Source organism: Streptomyces krungchingensis (genome assembly GCF_054729265.1).
This window is the reverse complement of sequence record NZ_JBPUKY010000001.1, coordinates 8,779,770-8,799,390: the sequence shown is the minus strand read 5'-3', so window position 1 is coordinate 8,799,390 and position 19,621 is coordinate 8,779,770. Positions and strand designations below refer to the sequence as shown.

The following is a 19,621-nucleotide window of genomic DNA, read 5'->3' as shown; positions in this document are numbered from 1 at the left end:
GCACGGACGGCGCCGGAGCCGTTTCAGTCGGCGGACGGGAGGCCCAGCTCCGGGTAGGCGTCGATCAGCCGGGGCGGTGCCGCCTGGCGCCAGGAGTCGGCGAGGATGTCACGCAGTTCGTCGTCGTCCTCCAGGGCGGCGAGGCGCACCCGCACCCAGGCGAAGCCCGCTTCGTGGTCGGCGATCCAGAACTTGCCGGGCTCGGCCAGGACGAGTTCGTCGCGCTCCTCCTTCGGGCAGCGCACCGCGATGGAGGTCTCGTCCTCCGGGAGCGTGGCGAACATCTTGCCCGAGACCCTGAAGGTGGGCATGCTCCACGCGATCTTCTCCGTCGTGTCGGGCAGGGAGAGGGCGACACGGCGTACGTCTTCGGCTTCCGGCATGGGACGCACCGTAGCCAAAGGCACTGACATTCACGCCTGGCTACGAGGGCGAAGCGGCGATGCGGGCACCACCGCTCCCACCTGCTTGTAGTAGATCGTCGTCGCGCGCAGTTCTCCGGACGGGGCCGCCGCGTAGTCGGGGATCGCGCCGATCCGGGTCCAGCCGGCGGAGCGGTAGAGGGACTCGGCGGGGCTGTCGGTCTCCGTGTCCAGGTGCAGCAGGGTGACCCCGGAACGGACGGCGGCGGCCTCGGCGGTGGTCAGGAGCGTGCGCCCGACGCCCTGTCCCCGGCCGTCGCGGTGGACCATCAGCTTCACCAGTTCGGCGCGGTGGCGGCTGTTGGGCTTGTCCGGGAAGGCGAGCCCGACCGTGCCGAGCAGCCGGTCCGCGTCGCGGGCCACCCACACGGCGAGCCGGCCCGCCGACACCGCGGCGGCGCGCTCCTCCCACCAGGCGACGGCTGCCGCCCGGTCCAGCGGCGCGAGGAAGCCGACGGAGGCTCCCCCGAGCACGGCGTCGGTGAGGAGCTCGGCCAGCTCTCCCGCGCAGGCGAGGACTTCGGAGGCGTCCAGGCGGGCGACGGCGGTCATGGCAGCACCACCACCAGGGCGTATCGCACGGCCTCGGGGCCGGGACAGCGAAAGCGTGTCGGCCCCCACACCCGCAGCCGGAGGCAGTCCCCGGCGCCGAGCCGCTGCACGACGTCCTGAGCGGTCACCTCCAGGGTTCCGTCGAGGACCCAGATGTGCTGTTCCAGGCCGGGTACGGGGGGCCGGTCGTAGTCGACGGCCGCGCCCGCCGCGAGCCGTCCCTCGACGAGTTCGCCGCGCAGCCCGGCGTGCGGCGGCGACACCGAGCGTCGTACGAAGCCCGAGGACGTGTCCTCCCAGATCGCCTGGTCGGCCGCCCGGACCAGCAGGGCGGGTTCCGGCTCGATCTCGCTGAGCAGCTGCGACATGGTGCGTCCGTAGACCGCGCACAGGCGGTTGAGCTGCGACGCGGTGGGGCTGATCTCGGCGCGCTCGGTGCGGGACAGGGTGGACCGGCTCACTCCGCTGCGCTCCGCCAGCTCGCCCAGGGACCAGCCGCGCTCGGCCCTCAGCTCGGCCAGCCGGGCACCGAGCCGGACATCGACCTCGTCGCCCATGACGCCTCCCTCGCGTGTCCCTCATTCGGGATGCTATCCCACATCCGGGACGGCGGCTTGCTCAATCCGCGGTCGCGGCCTCGGTGAGCGCGTCCAGGACCGGCCGGATCAGCGGATGTCCCTCCGCCCCGCGGCGTACGGCGGCGAAGACACGGCGGGTGGGCGCGACGCCGTCGACGGGGCGTACGACCACGCCCGTGAGGTCCATGCCGCGCAGCGCCGAGCGGGGCACGAGTGCGACACCAGCGTCGGCCGAGGCGAGCGCGACAACGGCACGGAAGTCGTCGGAGGAGTGTTCGAGACGGGGCTGGAAGCCGGCGTTCTCGCAGGCCAGGACGACCACGTCATGACAGGGGTTGCCCGGATAGGGGCCGATCCACGGGTCCTTGGCCAGCTCGGCGAGCGGCACCTCGTCGGCGTCCGCGAAGCGGTGGGCGACCGGCACGACCGCGTCGAAGGGCTCCGCGTAGAGCGGGACGTGGGTCAGGCGGGGGTCGTCGGCGTCGGGGGCGCCCCGGTACTCGACGGCGACGGCGATGTCGATCTGCCGGTCGAGCACCATCGGCAGACTGGCGTCGCCCTCGGCGTCCTGCACCCGGACGTGGATCCCGGGGGCCGTGCCGGACAGGCGCGCCAGTGCGGGCGCGACCACCAGACCTATGCCGGTCGCGAACGACGCGATGGTCACCGTGCCCGCCGAACCCGCGCCGTACGCGGCCAACTCGGCCTCCGCACGCTCCAGTTGGGCCAGCACCGCATTGGTGTGGCCGAGCAGGATCTCACCGGCGGGCGTCAGTCTCACGCCCTTCGCGCCGCGCTCGACGAGGCGATGGCCCGTCTCCTGCTCCAGGGCGGTCAGCTGCTGGGAGACCGCCGAGGGCGTGAGGTAGAGCGCGGCGGCAGCCGCCGTGACCGTGCGGTGGTCGGCCACCGCACGGAGGATGTGGAGCCGCCGCGCTTCGATCATGCGACCGATTCTCTCAGGTCGCTGGGGTTCCTCAGCCGTCGAGTTCCGCGCGGGCCGCCACGAAGGCGTCCACCGCGCGGTTCACGTCCTCGGTCGAGTGCGCGGCCGACAGCTGCACCCGGATACGGGCCTGGCCCTGCGGAACGACCGGGTACGAGAAGCCGATCACGTAGACACCCCGCTCCAGCAGGAGCTCCGCCATGCGTCCGGCGACGGCCGCGTCCCCGATCATGACAGGGGCGATCGCGTGGTCGCCGGGAAGGATGTCGAAACCCTCCTCGGTCATCCGGGAACGGAACAGCGCGGTGTTCTCGGCGAGCCTGATCCGCAGGTCGTCGGCCGACTCCAGCAGGTCGAGCACCTTCAGCGAGGCCGCCGCGATCACCGGGGCGAGCGTGTTCGAGAAGAGGTACGGGCGCGAACGCTGGCGCAGCAGCGCGACGATCTCGGCGCGGGCCGCCACGTAGCCGCCGGAGGCGCCGCCGAGCGCCTTGCCGAGGGTGCCCGTGATGATGTCGACGCGGTCCATGACGCCGTGCAGCTCGGGCGTGCCGCGCCCGCCGGGGCCGACGAAGCCGACGGCGTGCGAGTCGTCGACCATGACCATGGCGTCGTAGCGGTCGGCGAGGTCGCAGATCTCCTGCAGCGGCGCGACATAGCCGTCCATCGAGAAGACGCCGTCGGTGACGATCAGCCGGCGACGGGCGTCCGAGGCCGCCTTGAGCTGGGCCTCCAGGTCGGCCATGTCACGGTTCGCGTACCGGAGGCGGCGCGCCTTGGACAGCCGGATGCCGTCGATGATCGAGGCGTGGTTGAGGGCGTCGGAGATGACCGCGTCCTCGGCGCCGAGCAGGGTCTCGAAGACGCCGCCGTTGGCGTCGAAGCAGGAGGAGTAGAGGATCGTGTCCTCCTGGCCGAGGAACGCGGACAGCCGCGCCTCCAGCTCCTTGTGCACCTCCTGGGTGCCGCAGATGAACCGCACGGAGGCCATGCCGTAGCCCCAGCGGTCGAGCGCCTCGTGGGCGGCCGCGACGACGTCGGGGTGGTCGGCGAGGCCGAGGTAGTTGTTGGCGCAGAAGTTGAGGACCTCGCCGGGGCGGCCGCCGGCGGTGACATTCACCGTCGCGGACTGCGGGCTGCCGATGACCCGCTCGGGCTTGTGCAGGCCCGCGGCGCGGATCTCGTCGAGGGTGGCGCGGAGATCGTCGCGTACGGAGTCGAACATAGGGGGCTCCATCAAATGCAGGGGGCGCTGGTGCGGGGGGCGAGTGGGCCGAAGGGGCGCGCCTGTGTCGAGAGGGCGAGCGTGCGGCGGCCCGGAGGGCTGGGCACGGTCGGGCTCTCGGCACAGGCGCGTGCGCCCCGGAGGCGGACCGATCCGGAGATCAGGCAGTCCAGTCGAGGATGACCTTGCCGCCGCGGCCGCTCGCCGCGTCGGCGAAGGCCGCCTCGTAGTCGCGGAAGTCGTAGCGGCCGGTGATCACGGGGGCGAGGTCGAGTCCGCCTTCGAGAAGGACCGACATGGCGTACCAGGTCTCGAACATCTCGCGGCCGTAGATGCCCTTGATCGTGATCATGGAGGTGACGATCCGGGACCAGTCGACCGGGAACTCCTGGGACGGCAGCCCGAGCATGGCGATCCGGCCGCCGTGCGTCATGTTGGCGATCATGTCGCGCATCGCCTCGGGGCGGCCGGACATCTCCAGGCCGATGTCGAAGCCCTCGCGCAGACCGAGCTCGCGCTGGCCGTCGCCGATCGTCGCCTCCGAGACGTCGAGGGCCAGGCTCACGCCGATCTTGCGGGCGAGTTCCAGGCGCTCCTGGCTGACGTCGGTGATCACGACGTTGCGGGCTCCCGCGTGACGGGCCACGGCGGCGGCCATCAGTCCGATCGGGCCCGCGCCGGTGATCAGGACGTCCTCGCCGACCAGCGGGAAGGACAGCGCCGTGTGCACGGCGTTGCCGAAGGGGTCGAAGATCGCGGCGACGTCGAGGTCGACGGGGACGCGGTGCACCCAGACGTTGGACGCGGGCAGGACGACGTACTCGGCGAACGCTCCGTCGCGGCCGACGCCGAGGCCTACCGTGGCCCGGCAGAGGTGACGGCGTCCGGCCAGACAGTTGCGGCACTTCCCGCAGACCAGGTGGCCCTCGCCGCTGACCCGGTCGCCGGCCTTGATGTCGGCGACGTCACGGCCGGTCTCGACGACCTCGCCGACGAACTCGTGGCCGAGCACCAGGGGCGTGCTGATGGCCTGCTGCGCCCAGCCGTCCCAGTTGCGGATATGCAGGTCGGTGCCGCAGATACCGGTCCTGAGGACCTTGATCAGTACGTCGCCGGGGCCGGCCTGCGGCTCCGGAACGTCCGTGAGCCAGAGTCCGGGCTCCGCCTTCTCCTTGACCAGCGCCTTCACGCGACGGCTCCTGTGGGTGAGGTTCCCGGGTCAGGGCACGCCGAAGGAGCCCGGTCCGGGGAGAGGGGTGAATTCCCCGAGAAATCTGCCGTACGCAGGTGCTCGCGGTCCATCGAGGTTTTCTTAAGCGCGGCCCCAGCTTTCCTTCACGCCTCCTCGCGGACCTGCCCCCGCTCGAAGTAGGCGACCAGTTCCGGGTCGAGCGAGGGCACGTCGAGCGGGGTGCCGCCGTCCCGCAGCGACTGCGTGGCACGGAATCCCGCCGCCACCGCCATACGCGCGGCGACCGGGGAGGTGTCGGTACGCCCTCCGTCGCGGACGAACCGCAGGAACTCGTCGATCAGCAGGGGGTCCGCGCCACCGTGCTCGGCGTCCTCGTCCACCGCGGGGACGGGGTACTCGGCGTCGGCCCGGTCCCGCTGACCGGAGCGCATGCTGTTCCAGACCTTCACCACGGCGCCGGGGCCGTCCCCGAAGTTCTCCAGACGCCCGGCGTCGCCGATGACGGTGTAGTTGCGCCAGTAGTCGGGGGTGAAGTGGCACTGCTGGTAGGCCGCCAGCACTCCGTTGTCGAGGCGCATGTTGACCAGCGACACGTCCTCGACGTCGATGACCGGGTTCAGGGAGCGCTGGGTGTGCGCGGGCCAGTGGCCGTCCTTCGTGTACCAGTCGTCGGTCTTGGGTTCCCCAGGGGCCCGGCGGTGCGGGTTGTCCCCGTACACCATGAGGTCGCCGAGCGCCTGCACCCGTTCGGTGAAACCGTCGGCCAGCCAGTGCAGCACGTCGATGTCGTGGGCGCCCTTCTGCAGCAACAGGCCGGTGGTGCACCGCCGTTCGGCATGCCAGTCCTTGAAGTACCAGTCCCCGCCGTAGCCGACGAAGTGGCGCACCCACACGGTCTTGACCGTGCCGATCTCGCCGCGCTCGATGATGTCGCGCATGAGACGGATCACCGGCATGTGGCGCATGTTGTGACCGACGTACAGGCGGGTGCCCGTCTCGAAGGCGGTACGCAGGATCAGGTCGCAGCGCTCGATCGTGATGTCCAGCGGCTTCTCGACGAGGACGGGCTTTCCGGCGCGCAGCGCCCGGCAGGCGATGTCGGCGTGCGTGTGGTCCGGGGTGAGGACGAGCACGGCGTCGACGTCGGGGTCCTCGACGACCTTGTGGTGGTCGTCGACGGTACGGACGCCGGGAATGTGGTCGGCGGCGCGGTCCCGCTGTGCCGGATCGTGCTCGGCGACGACGGTCACGCGCGAGCCCCGGCCGGGGCGGTGGGCGAGGCGTGCGAGGGAGCCGCGCAGTCCGAAGCCGAGGGCACCGAGACGCAGATCGGTCATGGTGTGCCTTTCCGTGCGGTGTCGAGGAGGTCCGGGCGCAAGCGTTCCTCGGCGAGGGCACGCTCAACCTCCCGCGGGGCGCCGGGATTCGACCGCTGTGGGCCGCGGAGCGCCGGGATTCGACCGCTGCCGGGCCGCGCCTCACCCGCGTCCTTCGTGGGCCGTGTCCCCGACCGGCTCCGGGCCGCGACGCCGGAGCACCCTCACAGGGACCGCCCGTCCTCCCGTCGTCCGATCTGCTCGACGAGTTCCGCGGCCATCGCCTTGATGGTCTCCAGGCCCGCCTTCCCCCATGGGCGCGGCTCGACGTCGACGGCGCAGATCGTGCCGAGGGCGATGCCGGTGCGGTCGATGAGCGGGGCTCCGAGGTAGGAGCGGACGCCGATCTCGTCGACGACCGCGTTGCCGGCGAACCGCGGGTAGTCGCAGACGTCCTCCAGGACGAGCGCCTTGCGGCGGACCACCACGTGGGGGCAGTAGCCGAAGTCGCGGCTCCGGTAGCGTCCGGCGGCGGGGTCCGTGCCGGGCTCGGCGGCGGCCGTCGCGCCCGTGGTCGTCGCGACGCCGTCCCCGGTGTCCGGCACGGTCGGCGCGACGCCGGTCACATTGCCGTCCGGGGTGTGCAGGCCGGCGAAGAACTGCCGTTGTTCGTCGATGAAGTTGACCATGGCGTACGGCACCGCGGCGACGTCCGCGAGGCGGTCGGCGAAGGCGTCGAAGGCAGGTTCCGCGTACGTGCCCAGCCCCAGCAGACGCAGCCGCCGCACCCGGGCCGGCGCGTCCTTGTCCTCCGGCGTCAGCAGCAGACGACCGGCCGGACGCGGCGGGTCGTAGCTCATCTGCGTGCTCCGTGGCTCGGGAATGGCGTCATGCGTGGGCTCCGTGACGTGGCGGGTGCGTCATGTGTGGGCCCCGTGGCTCGGGGCGTGGGAGGGGGCGTGGGCGAGCAGGTGCCGGACCAGGGTGAGCAGGGTCTGCACGCCCGAACTGGAGATCCGGGCGTCGCAGCGCACCACGGGGATCTCGGGGTCGAGGTCGATGGCCGCGCGCACCTCCTCGGGGTCGTAGCGGTAGGAACCGTCGAACTCGTTGACCGCGACGATGAATCCGAGACCGCGCTGCTCGAAGAAGTCGACGGCCGCGAAGGAATCCTCCAGACGGCGCGTGTCGGCCAGGATCACCGCGCCGAGCGCGCCTTCGGAGAGCTCGTCCCACATGAACCAGAACCGCTCCTGCCCGGGGGTGCCGAACAGGTAGAGCGTGTGTTCCGGGTCGAGAGAGATGCGCCCGAAGTCCATCGCGACGGTCGTCTCGACCTTGTTCTCGATGCCGTCGAGATTGTCGGTCGCGGCACTGACCGTGGTGAGCAGCTCCTCCGTGCTGAGCGGTGCGATCTCGCTCACCGCTCCGACGAAGGTCGTCTTGCCGACCCCGAACCCTCCCGCCACCAGGATCTTCAGCGCGGTGGGGAACGGGTCAGAGCTGTCGTCGTAGTCCATCGAGCACTGCCTCCAGAAGAGACCGGTCAGTGGGGTTGTGGTGGAACTCCGGGGGCTTCGTGGTGAGCGCCCCGCAGTCGACGAGGTCGGACAGCAGCACCTTGGTGACCACTGCCGGAAGCCGCAGGTGGGCGGCGATCTCCGCGACCGAGACGGGTGCCCGGCACCGTTCCAGTGCCTGGGTGTGCTCGGGGCCGAGGTAGCCGAGGGGGGTCGCCCCGGTGGCCATCACCTGGGACAGGAGATCGAGCGCGGTCGTCGGCCGGGTCCGGCCGTTGCTGACCGTGTAGGGACGCACCAGGCGTCCGGCCGCGTCGTCGAGCCAAGGCCCGTCCCCGGCCGCGGCCACGCTCAAGGCCTCATCGCCGGCGGTTCGACGGAGTGCTGCCGGGGCGCGGTCATCAGGTAGGGACGGACGCTCTTGACCAGCATGGCCATCTCGTAACCGAGCACCGCCGCGTCGGCCTCGCGTCCGGCGAGCACGGCGAGACAGGTGCCGGAGCCCGCGGTGGAGACGAACAGCAGGGTCGAGTCGAGTTCGACGACGACCTGTCGTACGTCGCCGCCGTCCCCGAAGCGGACGCCGGCGCTGCGGCCGAGGGAGTAGAGGCCGGAGGCGAGCGCCGCCATGTGGTCGGCGCTGTCCGGGTCGAGACCGTGGACCGACTTCACGAGGCCGTCGCAGGACAGCAGTACGGCGCTCGTGGTGTGGGGCACGCGCTGTACGAGTCCGCTCATCAGCCAGTCGAGGTCGGACACGAGGCCGGTCGGCGCATCGCTCGCCATGGTGGATCGACTCCTTGGGGTACGAAGGCCTGCGGGAGCGCAGGAGGTGGGGGTGGTGAGGGGGCTGGTCATCCGGCCGGAGCGCTCCCGTCGTGCCGCGGAGCGAGGTCGTGTCCGGGCGTGGGCGGGGTGTGCCGTGTCCCCTGTGTCTCGTGCGGTGCCGGCGCGTACGTCGTGTGTCGTGTCCCGTGCGGTGCCAGACCGTGCGTCGTGGGCGCTTCGGCCATGTGTGCCGTGGCCGGTTCGTCCGCGAATCCGCTGCGGGTGCTCGCGGACTCCGCATGGCCGGTGCGCGCGGACTCCCCATGGCCGGTGCGCGCGGACTCCGCATGACCGGTGTCCGCGTTTCCGTGGTGCGGGTGGCCGGGGCCGATGCTCCCGAGCCCTGCGTGGCCCGCGCCCGTGTTCCGGAGGTCCGTCGGGCCGGCGCCCGTGTCCCCCAGGTGCGGGTGGCCGGCAGGGGTGCTCTCGAGATCCGCGGGACCGGCGTCCCGGACCCAGCGGCCCACGTTCCCGACGTGCGCGAGGCCCGCGCCCGCGTTCCCGAGCCCCGCGAGGTGCTCGCCGTCGCTCCCGGGACCCACACCGGCGAGGCCCGCGAGGTGGTCACCGCCGTTCCCGGGGCCCACGCCGGCAAGGCCCGCGAGGTGCTCGCCGTCGCTCCCGGGACCCACGCCGGCAAGGCCCGCGAGGTGCTCGCCGTCGCTCCCGGGGCCCACACTGCCGAGGCCCGTGTGGTGGGCGTCCGCGCTGCCGGGGTCCGCGTGGCCGGGACCCGCGCTGCCGAGACCCGCGTAAGGGGAGCCACCGTTCCCGGGACCCTGGCTGTCGAGACCCGCGTAAGGGGAGCCGCCGCTCCCTGGACCCTCGCTGCCCAGACCCGTGCCTCCGAGGCTTGCGTCGTGGTCGCCGCCGTTCACGGGATCCGCGGTGCCCGCTGCCCGCGGCGTCGGCAGGTCCGTGGGGACCAGGTCCAGGTGCGGCCGGTCCGCGGGCGGTTCCTGCCCGCGTGCCGCCTCGGCGTGCGCGGCCTCCGCGAGCCCGATGCCCCGCTGGAAGGCGGCCATCAGCCCCGGGTCGTGGCCGGCGACGAACTCGGGGTCCTGGCGCGGGGCCGGCCCGTCACGCAGCTGGGGCGCGATGTGCTCCTGGGCCCGCCGCCTGGGCAGTTGGGGCTTTCCCATGGTGCCGCGCACGGTCCCGACGCGTGGCGTGGGCGGCGCGGTCACGTTCTCCGCGACGGTGTGCCGGTCCTCCGGCCGGATGCCGGGCACGGCGTCCGCCGGATTGGACCGCGCCGCCCGGGTCCCACGTACGGGGAGCGGTGCGGGAGCATCGCCGGGCCGGGCCTGCGGGACGCGCCGGGGCGCCTGCTCCCGCTGTGCCTGCCGGGGCACGGGCGCCACCACCCGGGCACCCGCGGATGCGGGCACGGGCCGCGCGGCCGGACCCGCCGGCGCGGGACGCGGATTCGGGTCCGTCGGCGCGGGACGCGGATTCGGGTCCACCGGCGCGGGACGAGGTCCCCTTCCCGTCGCGTCGGGCCGCCCCTGCGGCAGCGCTCCGGGCTCGCCCGGAGGGCTGCCGAGCAGTTCCTGCGGGACGACGAGCACGGCCTGGACGCCGCCGTAGATGTTGCTCTGGAGGCGGACGTGGATGCCGTGCCGCCGGGCCAGTTGGGAGACGACGTACAGGCCGATCCGGCCGTCCTGGAGCAGGCTGGCGACGTTGACCTGGTCGGGGTCGGTGAGGAGCGCGTTCATCTTGTTCTGCTCGTCCACGGGCATGCCGAGGCCGCGGTCCTCGACCTCGACGGCGAGGCCGGAGGTGACGAGGTCGGCGCGCAGCAGCACTTGGGTGTGCGGTGCCGAGAACACCGTGGCGTTCTCGACGAGTTCGGCCAGCAGATGGATGACGTCGGCGACCGCGTGCCCGCGCAGGGTGCCGTCGATCGGGGGCACCAGTTTCACCCGGGAGTACTGCTCGACCTCGGCGATCGCGGACCGCAGCACCTCGGTCATGGAGACCGGGTTGCTCCACTGGCGGCGTGAGACGGCGCCGCCCAGCACCGCCAGGTTCTCGGCGTGGCGGCGGATGCGGGTGGCCAGGTGGTCGACATGGAAGAGGCCTTTGAGCAGGTCAGGGTCCTCGATCTCGTTCTCCAGCTCGTCGAGGATCGAGATCTCCCGGTGCACGAGCGACTGGAGGCGCCGGGCCAGGTTGACGAAGACCTCGACCTTCTGTTCGCTGCCCGTCCGGCTGGAGAGCTGGGCTGCCTGCACGACGGCGGCGACGGCACCGTCGTGGGCGCGGGAGAGGTCGGCGGCGAGCAGTTCGAAGTCGTCGGCGTGCGCGGGGGGTTGGCGGCGCGGCTTGCGCGCGGGCGGGCTCTCGCCACGGCGCAGTCCTTCGACGAGGGCGCGCAGTTCGTTCTCGGTGCGGGCGCTGCTGCGCCGCAGTGCGCCGACGCGGTCCCGTACGGACCTGGCGGCGCGGCCGGCGGCCACGGCGGCGATCAGGATTCCGGCCAGGGCGACGCCGCCGGCTCCCGCGAGGACGGCCCACAGGACGAGGCCGGGCCGGGTTCCGGTGGAGCGCACGATGAACAGGACGGCCGCGCACGCGCTGAGGGCCACGGCGGTCGGCGGCAGCACCGCGAGGCGCATCAGCTGGGGCCGCAGATGCGTCTCGGGCTGCGAGGGAGCGGTGTGGGCGACCGGCCGTCCGTGCCGCCCGCCGCCCTCACGACGGTCTGCGCGTGCGGCCGGTGCGCGTAGGTGAGACATCGGCGTCCTCGTACTGGTACGTCGGGGCATGGGGCTCCCGCGGGTCCGCGACTCGGGCATGGGCCATCGCGGTGTCGGTCGGGAGAGCCGAAAAAATCGGCCCCGCGTCGCCCGACGGCAACTGACAGTAGTCGCCAAGCCATCATGTGCGGTGGGCAGTTGACAAAGTCCCCCGGCCGAGGTCCCGCTCTGGTATGAGGCGTCGCACGACCGACCGATAACCCTCTCGGACACGCGTTCCCCTGGCGCCTCGATTCGATCGGACCTGGTCAGAAGCGGTCGCAAACAAACGGCGAGGGCCGGGGAGCGGTGCGCTCCCCGGCCCTCGCCGTCGATACGAATGTCAGCCCGCGGGCACCGTCTCCGGCTCTCCGCTGCCCTCCGCCGCACCCTCGGCGACGTCACCCGGCGTATCGGCGCGCTCGGCTCCGACCGCGGGCCAGCCACCGGCCGGCGCGGCGGCCACGCCCCGCCACCAGGGCTCGGCCGGAACCGTCTCGGCCGTCGGCTCGAAGGGCTCGCCGGGGCGGGGCAGCGCGGCGCGCGCGCCCATCGCGCGCGCGGCGGCGATCGTCCCCTCACCGGGCTCCGCCCACGGGTGCGGCGCCAGGTTGAACGTAGCCCAGTGGATCGGCAGCATCACGCCGGTGGGCTGCCCGCCCTGGAGATCCAGGTGGGCCCGCATGCCCTCCTCGGGCGTCATGTGGATGTCGGGCCAGAACTCGCTGTACGCGCCGATCTGGATCATGGTGGCGTCGAACGGGCCGTGCTCGGCGCCGATGTCCTTGAAGCCGTCGAAGTACCCCGTGTCGCCGCTGTGGTAGATCCGGTGCGCGTCGCCCTCGACGACCCAGGAGGCCCACAGGGTGTGCTGCGTGTTGCGCAGGCCACGCCCGCAGAAGTGGCGCGCCGGAGTGGCGGTCAGGGTGATGCCGCCGACCTTCGTCGACTCCTGCCAGTCCAGCTCGCGCAGCCGGTCGGGCGACACCCCCCAGTGTTCGAGATGCGCTCCGACGCCGAGCGGCACCGCGAACAGGGTGTCCGTGCCGGCCAGGGCCTTGATCGTGGGCAGATCGAGGTGGTCGTAATGGTCGTGGGAGATGACGACCACGTCGACCGGGCCGAGCGCGGCCAGCGGCAGCGGCACGGGGTGCAGCCGCTTGGGGCCGGCGAAGGCGAAGGGGGAGCAGCGCTCGCCCCAGACGGGGTCGAAGAGCACGCGGTGCCCGTCGATCTCGGCGAGCACGCTGGAATGCCCCATCCAGGTGAGCCGCAGCCCGCTCGGCGCGGGTCGCGTGAGGTCGGCGAGCGTCGTCGCGTGCACCGGCACCGTCCCGGTCGGGGTGCGGTGGACACGCTCCTCCGAGCGGAAGTAGACCTTCGCGAACTCCAGCATCGAGCCGTCGGGGCGGGTCCGGGCACGCTCCGGATTCTGGAAGACACCGTCCGCGAAGTTCGGGGACCGGCGGATGCGCTCCAGGCGCTCACCACCCGGATCCGCGCCGAAGGCGGCGGGCCGCAAGGTGCGGAGCCCGGAGCTCAACGTACGGAAACCGGTCACGGATACCTCCAGATGGAGTCGGTCAGGCTTTTCATTATGGTCGTCGCCTCTGACAGCGCCGGGTCGCCCCTGTCACGGCGCGATGTCCGCCGGCCTCGTTCTGCATCCCTCAACCCCACCGCGCACGCACTTCTTCCGCGCGAGGGAACCGTACTCGACCACGGGCCGGCGAAGTCGCCCCCGAGGCATCGCACCGCGTACAACGTGAAGTCACCGGACCCCCACCCGCCGCACCGCCCGCCACCCGGGCCGCGAGGGACTCTTTTACTGATTCATCGTTCAGTACGTTGACACGGCACGAGGTCGCTTCCGATACTGACTGACGATTCAGTAATCGTCCGCCGGGTCCCAGGATCACGGTCCTCAGGTCCTCCGGACCCCCGATCCCTCCCCGGCCCCGCCCCCATCGCCCCGTCCGCACCTGGAGGCACCATGTCCGACCTCCCCACCGAGCTGGTACCGCTCAGCGCGCAGCAGCGCGACATCGTGGAGCTGACGCGTTCCTTCGCGCGGGACGAGATCCGTCCGCGGGCCCGCGCGGTCGACGAGGCCGACGTCGAGACGCCGTGGGACCTGTGGCGCAAGGCCGCCGAGGTCGGGATCACCGGCTTCATGCTGCCCGAGGAGTTCGGCGGGGGCGGCTTCACCGACGTGTTCACCCAGGTCCTGGTGCAGGAGGAGCTGTGCGTCGGTGACCTGGGCATCGGCAATCTGCTGTGCTCGAACGGCTTCTTCGCCGATCCGGTCGTGGAACTCGGCACCGAGGAGCAGAAGCGGGAGTGGCTGACGCCGCTCACCGGCCCCGGCACCCCCATGACGGCGCTGGCGACCACGGAGCCGGGAGCGGGCTCCGACGCCGCTTCCATCGTCACCACCGCACACCGCACCGACACCGGCTACCGCCTCAACGGCCAGAAGGCGTGGATCTCGAACGCCGGCGAGGCGGAGCAGTACGTCGTCTTCGCCAAGACCGACCCCGCGCGGCGCGCCGACGGGGTCACCGCGTTCCTGCTCCGCAAGGACACCGAGGGCGTCTCCTTCGGGGAGCCCATGCGCAAGATGGGGCAGCGCGCGATCGTCTGCCGCGAGATGTTCCTCGACGACGCGCACGTCCCGGCCGAGCACCGGCTCGGGGCGGAGGGCGAGGGCTTCCGCGGGCTGATGCGCACCTTCGACATCTCCCGCACGGTCCTCGGTGCGGCGGCGACCGGGGTGGCGCGGGCGGCGTACGAGTACGCGCGCGACTACGCCCGCACGCGTCACCAGTTCGGCAGGCCGATCATCGAGCACCAGGCGGTCGCCTTCCGCCTCGCCGACATGCGTACGCGCGTGGAGCAGGCCCGGCTGATGACCTGGCGGGCCGCCAAGCGCCTCGACGCCGGACTGGACGCGACCGCGGAGGCGGCGATGGCCAAGCTGACGGCGTCCGAGACCGCCGCCTGGTGCACCTGGGCCGCCGTCCAGACGCTCGGCGGCTGGGGCTACTCACGGGAGTACCCGGTCGAGCAGTGGATGCGTGACGCCAAGCTGGAGGAGATCGAGGAGGGGACCTCGGACATCATGCGGCTCGTCGTCTCGCGGAGCCTGTGATGACCGGACCCCTCAGCGGCGGCGAGGCCCCCGGCGGCGCAGCGCCCGTCCCCGTCGCCGCGGGCGAAGCACCCGTCACCGGCGGCGTGGCACCCGTCCGCCTCACCGGCGGCGAGGCGCTCGTCCGCGCTCTGTCCGCGCACGCCGTGACCCACGTCTTCGGCATCCCGGGGACGCACAACCTGGAGATCTACCGCCACCTGTCCGCGTACGGCATCCGGCACAGCCTGCCGCGCCACGAGCAGGGCGCCGGGTACGCCGCCGACGGGTACGCGCGCGTGACGGGGCGCCCCGGCGTGGTGATCACGACGACCGGGCCCGCGCTGCTGAACGCCGCGGCCGCCGTGGGGCAGGCCTACTCCGACAGCGTGCCGCTGCTGGTCGTGTCGCCGGGGATGCCCCTGCGCCACCCCCGGCTCGCGACCGGTCTGCTGCACGAGATGCGCAGCCAGACCGAGGCGATGCGCGGGGTGGCGGCGTTCAGCCACCGGGTCTCCTCGGTGGCGGAGATCGACGCGGCGGTGGCACGGGCCTTCACGCTCTTCGCCGCGCGGCGGCCCCGCCCCGTGCACATCGAGGTGCCGCTGGACCTGCTGGAGACCGCGGAGGAGACAGGGCCGACGCGCGTCGCTCCGGTCGTCGCGCCCGCCGCGCCCGGCGCGGAAGCCGTGCGGAGGGCCGCCGAGGCGCTGGCCTCGGCACGTCGTCCGGCGCTCGTCCTCGGCGGCGGGGCACGCGCCGCCTCGGCGCCGGTCCTCGCGCTCGCCGAGCGGCTCGGCGCGCCCGTCGTCACGACGGCCAACGGCAAGGGGATCGTCCCCGAGAGCCACCCGCTGTCCCTCGGCGTCTCGCTGCACAGCCCGTCCGTCCAGGGCTGGCTCACGGCGTGCGACGTCGTCCTGGCGGTGGGGACCGAGCTCGCCGAGTCCGACCTGTGGTCGCCGCCCCCGGCCCTGGGCGGCACGCTGGTCCGTGTCGACGTGGACCCGGACCAGATGTACGCCGGTGCGGCCGCCGACGTGGAGGTCGTCGGCGACGCACAGGTCTGCCTGCGCGCGCTGCTGTCCGAGGTGACCGCACTGCTCCCCGTCTCTCGCGGGCACGCGCGCGTGCCCGTCGGTACGGTCCGCGACCCCAGCGGCGACCCCAGCGACGACGGCCGCGGGCGCCCGGACCGCCGTCGCATCGCGGTCCCCGACGACGCCGTCCGCGACGACACGGAGCCCGCCCGCGCGGCGCGGCTCCTGCGAGCGGCCCGCGACGCGGAGACCTCCGCACGCGACGCCCGGTGGCTGCCGTACCTGCGGGCGGTCCGTGCCGTCCTCGCCGACGACGCGGTCGTCACCTCGGACAGCGCCCAGTGCTGCTACTACGGAGCCCTCCCCCACCTCCCGCTGGGCCCCGAGGGCCGCTATCTTCACCCGACCGGCTTCGGCACGCTCGGATACGCGCTGCCCGCGGCGATCGGCGCCAAGGTGGCGTGCCCGGATCGCCAGGTGGTGGCGCTCAGCGGCGACGGCGGCCTCCAGTTCACGGTGCAGGAACTGGCGACCGCGGCGCAGCTCGGGCTTCCCCTGCCGGTACTGGTGTTCGACAACGGCGGCTACGGAGAGATCCGCGACGAGATGGCCGCACGGGGCGACACCCCCACCGCGGTGGATCTCGCGCCGGTCGACCTGCCCGCCCTGGCCCGCTCCTACGGAGGGCAGGGCACGCGCGTGCGTGACCCGCGGGAGCTGACGACCGCGCTCACCGAGGCACTGCGCACCCCCGGCCCCACCCTGATCACCATCCCCGAGGAGACCCCATGACCGCCCCCCTGATGTCACTCACCTGGACGGACCACGTCACCGGCCGCCAGGGTTTCCTCGTGGTCGACCGGCTGGTGCGGGGCGTCTCCAGCGGCGGCCTCCGCATGCGCCCGGGATGCACGCTGGACGAGGTCGCCGGGCTCGCCCGCGGCATGACCATGAAGGAAGCGCTGCACTACGACCCCGCAGGGCGTTACGTCCCGCTGGGCGGCGCGAAGGGCGGCATCGACTGCGACCCGCAGGACCCGGACGCGTACGGCATCCTGGTGCGCTACCTGCGCGCCATGCGCCCGTACATCGAACGCTTCTGGACCACCGGTGAGGACCTCGGCCTCACCCAGGACCTGGTCGACCGTGCCGTCGAGGAGGCGGGGCTGGTCTCCTCCATCCAGGCCGTGTATCCGCTGCTCGACGACGAGGCCACGGCCCGCCGACGGCTCGCGGACGCCTTCGCGGTCGAGGTCGACGGCATCGGGCTCGACGAACTGGTGGGCGGCTGCGGTGTCGCGGAGTCGGTGCTCGCGGCGCTGGACCGCGCGGAGGTGCCGTACGCGGGCACGCGGGTGGCCGTGCAGGGGCTCGGCACCATGGGCGGCGCCACGGCGCGCTTCCTGTCCCGCGCGGGGCTGCGCGTGGTGGCCGTCGCCGACGTCAAGGGCACGATCGCCAACCCCGAGGGCCTCGACGTCGAGGCGCTCCTCGCGGCCAGGGACGTGTACGGGACGGTCGACCGCTCCGCGCTGCGGCCCGTCGACCGTGAACTGCCGGGCCACGCCTGGCTGTCCGTCGACGCGGAGGTCCTGGTGCCCGCGGCCGTCTCGTACGCGATCGACGGCGCGAACCAGCGGCGGATCACCGCGCGCTGGATCGTCGAGGCGGCCAACATGCCCGTGCTGCCGGAGGCGGAGGAGTCGCTCGCCGCGCGCGGGGTCACCGTCCTCCCGGACGTCGTCGTCAACTCCGGCACGAACGCCTGGTGGTGGTGGACGCTGTTCGGCGACATCGGCGCCGACGCGGACGAGGCGTTCACGTACACACGACGTTCCATGCGCGCCCTGATCGACCAGATGCTGGCCCGCGCCGAGGCCGACGGGACGACGCCGCGGGCCGCCGCGCACGCCATCGTCACCGAGCGGCTGCCGGTGATCGCCGAGCGCTTCGGGTGGTACGGATGACGGCGAAGGCGCCGTTGGCCGCCCTCTTCGACCCGGCCTGCGTCGCCGTGGTCGGCGCGTCAAGCGACCCCGGGAAATGGGGTTACTGGCTGGCGAAGGGGGCCCTGTCGGGCCGTGGCCGCCGGTCGGTCCACCTGGTGAACCGGCGCGGCGGCAGCCTGGACGGAGTGCCGTTCCGGCCCGGTCTGACCGGCCTGGCGGACGTGCCGGAGCAGGTCGTCGTGGCGGTGCCCGCCCCGTCGGTACGGGCCGTCGTCGCGGAGGGACTCGCCGTCGGCGCCCGTTGTTTCACCGTCATCAGCGCGGGCGGCGCCCGCTCCGAGGAGCGGGCGCTCGCCGAGCTGGTCACCGGGGGCGGGGCCCGGCTGCTGGGCCCCAATTGCATGGGACTCGTCGACGCGAGCACACAACTCCGGCTCAGCTGGGGCGAGTTCCCGGTAGGAGCCGTCGGCCTCGTGTCGCAGAGCGGGAACCTCGCCCTGGAGATCGGCCGTCTCCTGGCACGCGCGGGGCAGGGCTTCTCCCGCTTCGTCTCGCTGGGCAACCAGCGAGACATCGACGTGGCGGATGCGCTGGAGGCCCTGGTCGCCCATGAGCCGACGCGCGTCATCGCCGCGTATGTCGAGGACTTCCGCGACGGGCGCCGCCTCGCCCGCGTCCTCGCGGCCGCGCATGACGCCGGCAAGCCGGTGCTCCTGCTGACGGTCGGCCGGAGCGCGGCCTCGGCGAGCGCCGCCGCCTCCCACACCGGCGCGCTGGTGAGCCCGTACGCCACGGTCGCCGCGGTGTGCCGGGACGCGGGCGCCCTGCTGCTGGACTCGGCGGGCGAGCTGGTCGACACGGCGGTGTGCCTGCTGTCGGGGGCCGCCCGCCGATCCGGCACGCACGCGTACCGGGTCGCCGTGGTGGGCGACAGCGGCGGTCAGGGCGCTCTCGCCGCCGACGCGTGCGCCGTACGCGGCCTCGACGTGCCCCCGCTGTCCGCGGCGACGGCGCAGGAGGTGTCGGCGGTGCTGCCGCCCGGGGCCGGCCGTCTCAATCCCGTCGACCTCGCGGGCGCCGGCGAGGCCGATCTCGGCACCTACGCGCGCGTGGCCCGTGCCCTGCTCCACGGCGGAGACGCCGACGCCGTCGTCCTCACCGGGTACTTCGGGGACTACGCGAGCGCCGACCCGGCCCAGGCCGGGCGGGAGTGCGAGGTCGCGGGTGAACTGGCCGACGCCGCCGACGCGTCGGGCCGCGCCCTGCTCGTGCACACCATGGCCCGGGACACGCCCGCGCTGGCCGTGCTGCGCGGGCGGGGCGTGCCCGTGTACGAACGCATCGAGCAGGCGGCGACGGCACTCGCCGGGGTCGCCCGTCTGAGGGCGCCGTGGGCGGCCCCGGAGGCACCTCAGGATCCACCCCCGGCCGCGCCCCCGGTGCCCGATGGTTCCTACGAGACCGTCCGCGCGCTCCTGTCCTCGTACGGACTCCGTTTCCCGGCGGCCCGTTTCGTCACGTCCGCCGACGAGGCGGTCGCCGCGGCGCGCGGCATCGGGTTCCCGGTGGTGCTCAAGGCGATGGGCCCGGCCCACAAGACCGAGGCGGGCGGGGTGGCCCTGGGCCTCGCCGACGCGGACGGCCTGCGAGGAGCCTTCCGCCGGATGCGGACCGCCACCGGTGCCGGCCGCTACGCCGTCGAGGCCATGGTGGCGCCCGCGCACGCCCATGAGCTGATCGTCGGGGTGCGCCGGGACCCGGCCTTCGGTCCCGTGGCGATGGTGGGCGTCGGAGGCGTCACGGCGGAGCTGCTGGCCGACACGGCGCTCGCGCCGACGCCGCTGACGGCCACGCGCGCGCGTGCCCTGCTCGCCGAACTGCGGCACGCACCCCTGCTGACCGGCTGGCGCGGTGCGCCGGCCGTGTCCCTCCGGGCCGTCGCGGACGCCGTGTGCGCGGTGGCCCGAGCCGCCGCCGAGCATCCCGAGCTCGCCGAGCTGGAGGTCAACCCACTGCTGGCGCACCCCGGCGGGGCGATCGCCCTGGACGCCCACGGAGTCCTGGCCGAACGGCCATTCCCTGGCGGGAATTGAGGCGCGGGCGGGCCCCGAGCAGAGTCGGTGACATCACGAAGACCCGCCGGCCGCGGGGGACACCGCGGCCGGCACACCGACCCGCA

The 19,621-nt window shown here is 73.3% G+C and carries 16 protein-coding genes and 1 pseudogene; 4 read left to right on the top strand and 13 right to left on the bottom strand.

Annotated elements, in window-relative coordinates:
- Positions 1 to 23 precede the first annotated feature (23 nt).
- The 13 genes and pseudogenes from ACSYGO_RS38155 to ACSYGO_RS38095 form a co-directional block, all read right to left on the bottom strand.
- Positions 24 to 383, bottom strand: coding sequence for an MmcQ/YjbR family DNA-binding protein (locus ACSYGO_RS38155; RefSeq protein ID WP_460389456.1), 360 nt, complete (start codon positions 381 to 383; stop codon positions 24 to 26).
- A gap of 30 nt (positions 384 to 413) precedes the next feature.
- Positions 414 to 974 carry a GNAT family N-acetyltransferase gene (locus ACSYGO_RS38150; RefSeq protein WP_426676848.1) on the bottom strand — a complete coding sequence of 187 codons (561 nt, stop codon included), beginning with the start codon at positions 972 to 974 and terminating at the stop codon, positions 414 to 416.
- A complete protein-coding gene (locus tag ACSYGO_RS38145) occupies positions 971 to 1,531 on the bottom strand; it encodes a helix-turn-helix domain-containing protein (RefSeq protein WP_432175103.1) in 561 nt (186 codons plus the stop codon). The genes ACSYGO_RS38150 and ACSYGO_RS38145 overlap by 4 nt, the downstream gene beginning before the upstream one ends.
- Before the next feature lie 61 nt (positions 1,532 to 1,592).
- A complete protein-coding gene (locus ACSYGO_RS38140; RefSeq protein WP_095937905.1) occupies positions 1,593 to 2,498 on the bottom strand; it encodes a LysR family transcriptional regulator in 906 nt (301 codons plus the stop codon).
- 31 nt (positions 2,499 to 2,529) lie between these two features.
- Positions 2,530 to 3,723 (bottom strand): glycine C-acetyltransferase, encoded by a 1,194-nt coding sequence (locus ACSYGO_RS38135; protein WP_426676849.1) that lies wholly within the window; start codon positions 3,721 to 3,723, stop codon positions 2,530 to 2,532.
- Positions 3,724 to 3,883: 160 nt separating this feature from the next.
- Positions 3,884 to 4,912 (bottom strand): L-threonine 3-dehydrogenase, encoded by a 1,029-nt coding sequence (tdh, locus tag ACSYGO_RS38130; RefSeq protein ID WP_432175104.1) that lies wholly within the window; start codon positions 4,910 to 4,912, stop codon positions 3,884 to 3,886.
- A 146-nt stretch (positions 4,913 to 5,058) separates the two neighbouring features.
- Positions 5,059 to 6,252, bottom strand: a complete 1,194-nt coding sequence (locus tag ACSYGO_RS38125) for a Gfo/Idh/MocA family protein (protein WP_460389455.1) — start codon at positions 6,250 to 6,252, stop codon at positions 5,059 to 5,061.
- Between the two features lie 203 nt (positions 6,253 to 6,455).
- Positions 6,456 to 7,091, bottom strand: a complete 636-nt coding sequence (locus tag ACSYGO_RS38120; protein WP_426676852.1) for a GAF domain-containing protein — start codon at positions 7,089 to 7,091, stop codon at positions 6,456 to 6,458.
- 60 nt (positions 7,092 to 7,151) lie between these two features.
- Positions 7,152 to 7,751: a GTP-binding protein gene (locus ACSYGO_RS38115; RefSeq protein WP_095937900.1), complete on the bottom strand. Its 600-nt coding sequence runs from the start codon at positions 7,749 to 7,751 to the stop codon at positions 7,152 to 7,154.
- Positions 7,729 to 8,100 (bottom strand): DUF742 domain-containing protein, encoded by a 372-nt coding sequence (locus ACSYGO_RS38110; protein ID WP_028798869.1) that lies wholly within the window; start codon positions 8,098 to 8,100, stop codon positions 7,729 to 7,731. Before ACSYGO_RS38110 ends, ACSYGO_RS38115 begins: the two co-directional genes overlap by 23 nt.
- Positions 8,101 to 8,102: 2 nt before the next feature.
- The gene (locus tag ACSYGO_RS38105; protein WP_095937899.1) at positions 8,103 to 8,537 is read right to left on the bottom strand and encodes a roadblock/LC7 domain-containing protein; all 435 of its coding nucleotides are present in this window, start codon (positions 8,535 to 8,537) and stop codon (positions 8,103 to 8,105) included.
- A 1,010-nt stretch (positions 8,538 to 9,547) separates the two neighbouring features.
- A pseudogene (locus tag ACSYGO_RS38100) lies at positions 9,548 to 11,323 on the bottom strand (sensor histidine kinase); the annotation flags it as partial.
- Positions 11,324 to 11,666: 343 nt separating this feature from the next.
- Positions 11,667 to 12,884 carry an MBL fold metallo-hydrolase gene (locus ACSYGO_RS38095; protein WP_426676853.1) on the bottom strand — a complete coding sequence of 406 codons (1,218 nt, stop codon included), beginning with the start codon at positions 12,882 to 12,884 and terminating at the stop codon, positions 11,667 to 11,669.
- A 432-nt stretch (positions 12,885 to 13,316) separates the two neighbouring features.
- On the opposite strand from ACSYGO_RS38095, the gene ACSYGO_RS38090 reads away from it, so the two are divergent.
- The 4 genes from ACSYGO_RS38090 to ACSYGO_RS38075 are packed head-to-tail and all read left to right on the top strand — an operon-like array spanning position 13,317 to position 19,535.
- Positions 13,317 to 14,474, top strand: coding sequence for an acyl-CoA dehydrogenase family protein (locus tag ACSYGO_RS38090; protein WP_426676854.1), 1,158 nt, complete (start codon positions 13,317 to 13,319; stop codon positions 14,472 to 14,474).
- Positions 14,474 to 16,285, top strand: coding sequence for a thiamine pyrophosphate-dependent enzyme (locus ACSYGO_RS38085; RefSeq protein WP_460389453.1), 1,812 nt, complete (start codon positions 14,474 to 14,476; stop codon positions 16,283 to 16,285). Before ACSYGO_RS38090 ends, ACSYGO_RS38085 begins: the two co-directional genes overlap by 1 nt.
- Positions 16,282 to 17,460, top strand: coding sequence for a glutamate dehydrogenase (locus ACSYGO_RS38080; protein ID WP_460389451.1), 1,179 nt, complete (start codon positions 16,282 to 16,284; stop codon positions 17,458 to 17,460). The genes ACSYGO_RS38085 and ACSYGO_RS38080 overlap by 4 nt, the downstream gene beginning before the upstream one ends.
- Positions 17,457 to 19,535 carry an acetate--CoA ligase family protein gene (locus ACSYGO_RS38075; RefSeq protein ID WP_460389449.1) on the top strand — a complete coding sequence of 693 codons (2,079 nt, stop codon included), beginning with the start codon at positions 17,457 to 17,459 and terminating at the stop codon, positions 19,533 to 19,535. The genes ACSYGO_RS38080 and ACSYGO_RS38075 overlap by 4 nt, the downstream gene beginning before the upstream one ends.
- The last annotated feature ends 86 nt before the right edge of the window (positions 19,536 to 19,621 follow it).

Excerpts from the sequence above, each read along its gene's own strand:
- ACSYGO_RS38155 (WP_460389456.1), bottom strand. The coding sequence starts at position 383 with ATGCCGGAAGCCGAAGACGTACGCCGTGTCGCCCTCTCCCTGCCCGAC.
- ACSYGO_RS38150 (WP_426676848.1), bottom strand. The coding sequence starts at position 974 with ATGACCGCCGTCGCCCGCCTGGACGCCTCCGAAGTCCTCGCCTGCGCG.
- ACSYGO_RS38145 (WP_432175103.1), bottom strand. The coding sequence starts at position 1,531 with ATGGGCGACGAGGTCGATGTCCGGCTCGGTGCCCGGCTGGCCGAGCTG.
- ACSYGO_RS38140 (WP_095937905.1), bottom strand. The coding sequence starts at position 2,498 with ATGATCGAAGCGCGGCGGCTCCACATCCTCCGTGCGGTGGCCGACCAC.
- ACSYGO_RS38135 (WP_426676849.1), bottom strand. The coding sequence starts at position 3,723 with ATGTTCGACTCCGTACGCGACGATCTCCGCGCCACCCTCGACGAGATC.
- ACSYGO_RS38125 (WP_460389455.1), bottom strand. The coding sequence starts at position 6,252 with ATGACCGATCTGCGTCTCGGTGCCCTCGGCTTCGGACTGCGCGGCTCC.
- ACSYGO_RS38120 (WP_426676852.1), bottom strand. The coding sequence starts at position 7,091 with ATGAGCTACGACCCGCCGCGTCCGGCCGGTCGTCTGCTGCTGACGCCG.
- ACSYGO_RS38115 (WP_095937900.1), bottom strand. The coding sequence starts at position 7,751 with ATGGACTACGACGACAGCTCTGACCCGTTCCCCACCGCGCTGAAGATC.
- ACSYGO_RS38105 (WP_095937899.1), bottom strand. The coding sequence starts at position 8,537 with ATGGCGAGCGATGCGCCGACCGGCCTCGTGTCCGACCTCGACTGGCTG.
- ACSYGO_RS38090 (WP_426676854.1), top strand. The coding sequence starts at position 13,317 with ATGTCCGACCTCCCCACCGAGCTGGTACCGCTCAGCGCGCAGCAGCGC.
- ACSYGO_RS38085 (WP_460389453.1), top strand. The coding sequence starts at position 14,474 with ATGACCGGACCCCTCAGCGGCGGCGAGGCCCCCGGCGGCGCAGCGCCC.
- ACSYGO_RS38080 (WP_460389451.1), top strand. The coding sequence starts at position 16,282 with ATGACCGCCCCCCTGATGTCACTCACCTGGACGGACCACGTCACCGGC.
- ACSYGO_RS38075 (WP_460389449.1), top strand. The coding sequence starts at position 17,457 with ATGACGGCGAAGGCGCCGTTGGCCGCCCTCTTCGACCCGGCCTGCGTC.